At 64.1% G+C, this 6,789-nt stretch carries 6 protein-coding genes; 2 read left to right on the forward strand and 4 right to left on the reverse strand.

Translation table 11 applies throughout. From position 1 onward, the window contains the following. Window positions 1-97: 97 nt before the first annotated feature. From bglX to tsaD, 4 genes are all read right to left on the reverse strand, one after another. Complete coding sequence (bglX, locus tag QMX78_RS19290; RefSeq protein WP_282272605.1) at window positions 98-2,272, reverse strand: beta-glucosidase BglX; 2,175 nt, start codon at window positions 2,270-2,272, stop codon at window positions 98-100. 596 nt (window positions 2,273-2,868) lie between these two features. After that, complete coding sequence (locus QMX78_RS19295; protein ID WP_282272607.1) at window positions 2,869-4,122, reverse strand: mechanosensitive ion channel domain-containing protein; 1,254 nt, start codon at window positions 4,120-4,122, stop codon at window positions 2,869-2,871. A gap of 116 nt (window positions 4,123-4,238) precedes the next feature. Then, window positions 4,239-4,598: a dihydroneopterin aldolase gene (folB, locus tag QMX78_RS19300; protein ID WP_282272609.1), complete on the reverse strand. Its 360-nt coding sequence runs from the start codon at window positions 4,596-4,598 to the stop codon at window positions 4,239-4,241. 82 nt (window positions 4,599-4,680) lie between these two features. Beyond that, window positions 4,681-5,712, reverse strand: a complete 1,032-nt coding sequence (gene tsaD, locus QMX78_RS19305) for a tRNA (adenosine(37)-N6)-threonylcarbamoyltransferase complex transferase subunit TsaD (protein WP_282272611.1) — start codon at window positions 5,710-5,712, stop codon at window positions 4,681-4,683. 126 nt (window positions 5,713-5,838) lie between these two features. Here tsaD and rpsU point away from each other — a divergent pair, with 126 nt between their 5' ends. Together rpsU and QMX78_RS19315 are read left to right on the forward strand one after the other, a co-directional pair. Further along, entirely contained in the window at window positions 5,839-6,054 is a 216-nt protein-coding gene (rpsU, locus tag QMX78_RS19310; RefSeq protein ID WP_002808376.1) for a 30S ribosomal protein S21, read from the forward strand. 143 nt (window positions 6,055-6,197) lie between these two features. Beyond that, entirely contained in the window at window positions 6,198-6,644 is a 447-nt protein-coding gene (locus QMX78_RS19315) for a GatB/YqeY domain-containing protein (protein ID WP_282272614.1), read from the forward strand. Window positions 6,645-6,789: the final 145 nt, after the last annotated feature.

Consider the following 6,789-nt stretch of genomic DNA (forward strand, 5'->3'; position numbering starts at 1 on the left):
GAGCCATGCTCGGCAGAAGCCTTACCGGTAGAGGCCCTTGCCGAGCATGGCTCGGCACTACAGGAAACAAAGCTTACCTCGCGCACACCGGCTTGAATCAGGGACCCAGCAGCTCGAAGCTCACCGCCTCACCACTAACCGACGAAGCGCATACCCAAACATCGAACAGACCCGGCTCCGCGCTGTAATCGCCATCCACACCAGTGAACGCAAGCTGCTGGCGATCCAGGCGGAACTCAACGTCCACCGAGTCGCCGGCAGCTACATCAACCTTACGGAACGCCTTCAACTCGCGCACCGGCCGCACCCGACTGGCGACACGATCATGCACGTATAGCTGCACCACTTCCTCACCCGCCACCGCACTGGTGTTGCGCAGTGTGGTGCGGATCACCAGCTCACCATCCCATGCCAACTGCGGCGTACTCAAACGCGGTGCTTCGTACTCGAAGCGCGCATAGCCAATGCCATGGCCGAATGCATACAGCGCCGTGTTCGGGAACTCGCGCCAGCGTGCCTTGAACTCCGACATGGTCGGCAGTTCAGGCCGGCCGCTACGTGGATGGTTGTAGAAATATGGCTGCTGGCCCGAGGCATGCGGGAAACTCACCGGCAGACGCGCCGACGGGTTGTAATCGCCAAACAGGATGTCGGCCAGCGCATGGCCATTCTGCGTCCCCAGATACCAGGTAACCGCAATGGCCTGCGCATCACGCACCGCGCCCTGCAAGGCCAGCGCGCGACCATTGCGCAGCAGCACCACCAGTGGCGTGCCGGTGGCGGCAACAGCCTCTGCAAGCGCCTGCTGTGCCGGCGGCAAGGTGATCTCCACCCGCGACTGCGCTTCACCGCTATAGCGCTGCGGTTCACCGACAGCCAGTACCACTACGTCGACACGCTGTGCGGCGGCGACTGCGGCGTCGATGCCGCCTTCCAGCGACTCTTCCAAACCGCAGCCCGCCACGACTTCCAGCGCGGCAGCATCGCCAAGGGCAGCACGTACGCCGCTCTCCAGGGTGACGTAGCGCGACTTGTCGCCGAACAAGGTCCAGCAGCCTTCGATGTTGTCGCCATCCTGCACGAAGGGGCCGATCAATGCGATCTTCTGGCCCTGCTTCTTCAGCGGCAGCAACTCGGCTTCGTTCTTCAGCAGCACCACCGAACGACGCGCGGTGTCGCGCGCCAATGCATCATGTTGTGCGATATGCGATTGATCAGCCTCGCGCGCCGGGTCCAGCGAACGGTAGGGGTTGTCGAACAGGCCGATCGCATCCTTCAAACGCAGGATGCGGCGTACCGATTCGTCGAGCACCGCCATCGGCACATCACCGGCGTGCACCAGACCTGCCAGATGCTGGTCGTAGAAACCGCTCTGCATGCTGAGGTCCAGCCCGGCCAGAAAAGCCTTCCGGGTAGCATCCACTTCATCGGCGGCATAGCCGTGGGCGATCAGTTCCATGTCGGCGGTGTAGTCGGAAACCACCACCCCCTCGAACTTCCATTCCTTGCGCAGCAGATCGGTCAACAGCGCGCGGTTGGCGCTGGCCGGTACGCCGTTGATGTCGTTGAAGGCGCTCATCAGCGACAGCGCGCCGGCATCCAACGCCGCTTTGAATGGCGGCAGGTGCACATCGCGCAGGGTCTGCGGCGAGATATCCACTTGCGCGTATTCCATGCCTGCGGCAACCGCACCGTATGCAGCGAAATGCTTGGGCGTGGCCAGCAACGAGTCTTCGGCAGTCAGGTCATCGCCCTGGAAGCCGCGCACGCGCGCGGCTGCGAATTCGCAGCCCAGCACTACGTCCTCGCCCGCCCCTTCGGCACCGCGTCCCCAGCGCTGGTCGCGGGCGATATCCACCGCTGGTGCATAGGTCCAGTGGATACCAGCGGCAGTCGCTTCGATGGCAGTAGCGCGAGCAGTGCGACGGGCCAGGTCCGGCTCGAAGCTGGCGGCCTCGCCCAGTGGGATCGGGAACACGGTGCGCATGCCGTGGATCACATCGGAGGCGAGGATCACCGGAATACCCAGCCGGCTTTCCTCCAGCGCCACCTGCTGGATGCGCCGGCCCAGCTCGGCGCCGACGCCATTGAACAAGGAGCCGACCCGGCCGGCGCGCACCTGCTCCAGCACCTGCTCGGCGTTACGCACGTTGGCCTCCGGGTTCACGTCCGGCGCGAACGGCCGGACCATGTCGGCAAACACGCTCAGCTGGCCGACTTTCTCGTCGACGGTCATGCGGGAAATCAGGGATTCAATGCGGTCGGGGGCCACCGGCAGTCCTTCATGTAAACGATTTCAAGCGGGTGATTCTAGCGCTACGAGCGTGAAGCGGCTGCCGCATGGCTGCAGCGGTAGTGCCGAGCCATGCTCGGCATCACGCCCCCTCCCTTTGGCAAAGCCAAGGGGAGGGTTGGGGAGGGGTGGTTCTTCGCTTGGAAAGCCCCCTGCCGAGCATGGCTCGGCACTACCGCTTCAGCCCCTCTCCCGCCTGCGGGGTAAGAGGGGCAGTTTGCGAACCACCGGTTCGCTGCCCTCTCGAACGCCCTTGCGCCGGCGCAAGGGCCGGGGCGCTGGGCGGGGTTGGAGTGAGGGCTGCTTTTCGCTGGGAAAGCCCCCTGCCGAGCATGGCTCGGCACCACCGCTTCAGCCCCTCTCCCGCCTGCGGGAGAGGGGTTGGGGTGAGGGCAGCCTTTCGCTGGGAAAGCCCCCTTGCCGAGCATGGCTCGGCACTACCGCTTCAGTCCCTCTCCCGCCTTCGAGAGAAGGGTTGGGGTGAGGGCTGCTTTTTGCTGGTAAAGCCCCTTGCCGAGCATGGCTCGGCACTACATGAGCAACATCTGCCGAGCATGGCTCGGCACTACAGTGCATCAGGCGCGCTGCTCGCGGGCGGTCATCAGCATGGCGTCGCTGGATTCCTGGAACACATGCAAACCGAACTCCGGCAGCATCGCCAGCAGGTGGTCGAACATGTCCGACTGGATGGCCTCGTACTTGGCCCAGGCGGTCGAGGAAGTGAAGCAGTAGATCTCCAGCGGCAGGCCCTGCGGAGTCGGCGCCATCTGCCGCACCAGCAGGGTCATGTCCTGGTGGATGCCGGGGTTGTTTCGAAGATACAGCTCGACATACGCACGGAAGGTGCCGAGGTTGGTAAGCCGACGCGCATTGACCGGTTCCGGATGCGCCTGCGCCACCTCCGCATTCCACTGCTGCAGCTCCTGCTGCTTGCCCGCCAGATAGTCATCCAGCAGCGCGATCTGGCCCAATCGCTCCGAACCACCTGCATCGAGGAAACGCACGCTGTGCTGGTCCAGGTAGATCGAACGCTTGATCCGGCGTCCACCTGATTCCTGCATGCCGCGCCAGTTCTTGAACGACTCGGTGACCAGCTTCTTGGTCGGAATGGTGGTGACGGTCTTGTCCCAGTTCTGCACGGTGACGGTGTGCAGCGCGATGTCGATCACGTCGCCATCAGCATTCTGGCTGGGCATCTCGATCCAGTCGCCGATGCGCACGCGGCCATCGCCACTGATCTGCACGCTGGCCACCAGCGACAGGATGGTGTCCTGGAAGATCAGCATGAACACCGCCGTGGCCGCGCCCAGGCCGGTGACCAGATGCAGCAGCTCCACGCCGACCAGGATCGCCACGATCGACAGGCCGGCAAATACGAACACCACGATCTTGACGACCTGCAGATAACCCTTGATCGGCTTGTTGCGCGCATCGGCGCGCCGCTCGTAGAAATCGTTAAAGGCATCAAGCGCATGCGACACCGCCATCGCGATGGTCAGCACCGTCCACGCATGACACAGCGCCTTGAGACCATTCACCAGACCTGGCGGCAGCTCCGGCACGATGCTCAAACCCGCAGCAAGCACCACCGATGGCACGATATTGGACAGCCGTGCAATTACCCGCAGCGGCTGCCTGGCGTTGTGGTTGGGACCGGAGAAGCGCTCGATCATCGAACGCAGCCCACTCAACAGGATGCGCTTGGTGACGAAGTTGGCCAGCCATGCCACCAGCAGCAATCCCGCCAGCACCACCGCCGGGTAGGCCATCGGGTACGGCGCCAGCATGTTCTCCAGCTGATCCAACCAACGAATTCCCATTACCGCCATCGTGCACTTCTCCTTCTACTCGTACCGCAGAAACAACCTGTCCAAGCGCATTGCTTGATCGGACAGGCATGACTCAGGCCGCGCACCGCAGTGCGCGCGACCGGATTACAACAGGCTCAGACGTCAGTGCGGCTACGTTCGATGATCACGCCAACCGCACGCGCACCGCGCACCGCGCCGGGCTTGCTCAGCTTCAACCGCAGCCATTGCACGTTGAATTCGTCCAGAACGATCTGCGCGCAGCGCTCGGCCAGCGTTTCCACCAGGCCAAAATCAGAAGCACGCACGAATTCCATCAGGCGCTTGCTGACGGCCTTGTAGTTCAGCGTGTCGACGATGTCGTCGCTGGCGGCGGGCTTGCGGTTGTCGAAGCCCATTTCAAGATCAAACACCAGGGTCTGGCGGATGCGCCGCTCCCAGTCATAGATGCCGATCAGGGCGTCGATTTCGAGCCCTTCGATGAATACCTTGTCCATTGCATCTGTCGTATTGGATGAATACGACATGGTAACGGCAGCAGACTGAGCCTGCCGTGGACGAGCACGGCAAGCCTGCATTTCAGCCCTGCAGCGGCGGCAGCAAGGCCATGTCCCAGCGCGGCGTCACCTTGATCTCGGCCGGGCCGTGCTGGCCGGCCTGCAGGCGCAGGGCGCCAGCAAAGGCGATCATCGCGCCGTTGTCGGTGCACAGTGCGGGGCGCGGGAAGCAGACCCGACCACCGCGGCGCTGTGCGTCATCCTGCAGCTTGGCGCGCAGGCGCTTGTTGGCGCCGACGCCGCCGGCCACCACCAATACGTCGCAACCGGCCGCATCCAGCGCGCGGCCACACTTGATCACCAGCGTGTCGACCACCGCATCCTCGAAGCCGCGGGCGATGTCGGCGCGGGTCTGGTCGGTCTGATCGCTGTCGCGCCAGGCCATCAGCACCTGGGTCTTCAGCCCGGAGAAGCTGAAGTCCAGTCCTGGCCGGTCAGTCATCGGCCGGGTGAACTTGTAGCGCCCCGGGGTGCCGATCTCGGCCAGCTTGGCCAGCTGCGGCCCGCCCGGGTACGGCAGGCCCATCATCTTGGCGGTCTTGTCGAAGGCCTCACCGGCGGCATCGTCCAATGTCTCGCCGAGCAAGCGGTACTTGCCGATGGCGTCCACGGCAATCAGCTGGGTGTGGCCACCGGAGACCAGCAAGGCCACGAACGGCGCTTCCGGCGGGTCGTCTTCCATCAGCGGGGCCAGCAGGTGGCCTTCCATATGGTGTACGCCGATGGCCGGCACATCCAGGCCCCAGGCCAACGAACGGGCCACACCGGCCCCGACCAGCAGCGCCCCGACCAGCCCAGGGCCGGCGGTATAGGCCACGCCCTCGATCTCGGAGATGGCGATGCCCGCTTCGTCGAGGGTCTGCCGGATCAGCGGCAGGGTCTTGCGTACATGGTCGCGGCTGGCCAGCTCCGGCACCACGCCACCGTATTCGGCGTGCAGCGCGATCTGGCTGTAGACGGCGTGCGCACGCAGCGCGGCCGCCCCGGAGAGTGAGGTGTCGTAGACGGCTACGCCCGTCTCATCGCAGGATGATTCAATGCCAAGGACTTTCATAAGGCGTATTGTGGACCTCTCTGACGCCCCAGCCAAATCGCGGGGGTTGCACGTCCGCGCAAAGGGACTATAATGCGCGGCTCACCGGGTGTGTCCCGGTTTTTCTACAGAGTCCCCGGAGATTCCATGCCCAGCGTTAAAGTCCGCGAGAACGAGCCCTTTGAGTTTGCTCTTCGCCGCTTCAAGCGCACTTGCGAAAAGGCCGGCGTGCTGGCCGAAACCCGCAAGCGCGAGTTTTACGAAAAGCCGACCCAGGAACGCAAGCGCAAGGCTGCTGCAGCCGTGAAGCGCCAGCTGCGTCGTTCCTCGCGCGACGTCACCAAGCGTCAGCGCCTGTACTGATCGTACGCAACTCCTGAACGGGGGCTCCGGCCTTCCGTACTGGGGTGAAAGCCGGCACGCGCAAGCGTAGCCGGCTTTTTGCGTTCCAGACGCCAGCAATGCTGACGTCTCTTCCCCATATTCCCGACCCAAAGAGGTGCTCCATGAGCCTGAAGCAACAGCTGACCGAAGACATGAAGGCCGCCATGAAGAGCGGCGACAAGCACTCGCTGGGCGTGATCCGCCTGATCAATGCCGCCATCAAGCAGCGCGAAGTGGACGAGCGCATCGAGCTGACCGACACCGACGTGATCGCCGTGCTGGACAAGATGGTCAAGCAGCGCAAGGACTCGGTCACCCAGTACGAAGCCGCCAACCGTGAAGACCTGGCATCGGTCGAGCGCGACGAGATCGTGGTCATCGAGCGTTACGTGCCGGCCAAGATGGGCGAAGCCGAGATCCAGGCCGCCATCGCCGCCGCCAAGGCCGAAACCGGCGCCAGCAGCGCTGCCGACATCGGCAAGCTGATGGGCGTACTCAAGCCCAAGCTGGCTGGACAGGCCGACATGGGCCTGGTGTCCAAGCTGGTCAAGCAGGCCCTGGCCGGCTGATCCTGGCTGCCGAGGCTGTGCGACAAGGCCCGCCACGTGCGGGCTTTGTTGTTTCTGCCCTTCAGTTTTTTTGTAGGAGCGGCGTCAGCCGCGAAGCTGGCAACGCTGGAATCACCGCCGGTCCGCAACCTGAGGGACCCGTGGC

This window comes from Stenotrophomonas sp. PS02298 (genome assembly GCF_029959445.1).
Classification (GTDB): domain Bacteria; phylum Pseudomonadota; class Gammaproteobacteria; order Xanthomonadales; family Xanthomonadaceae; genus Stenotrophomonas.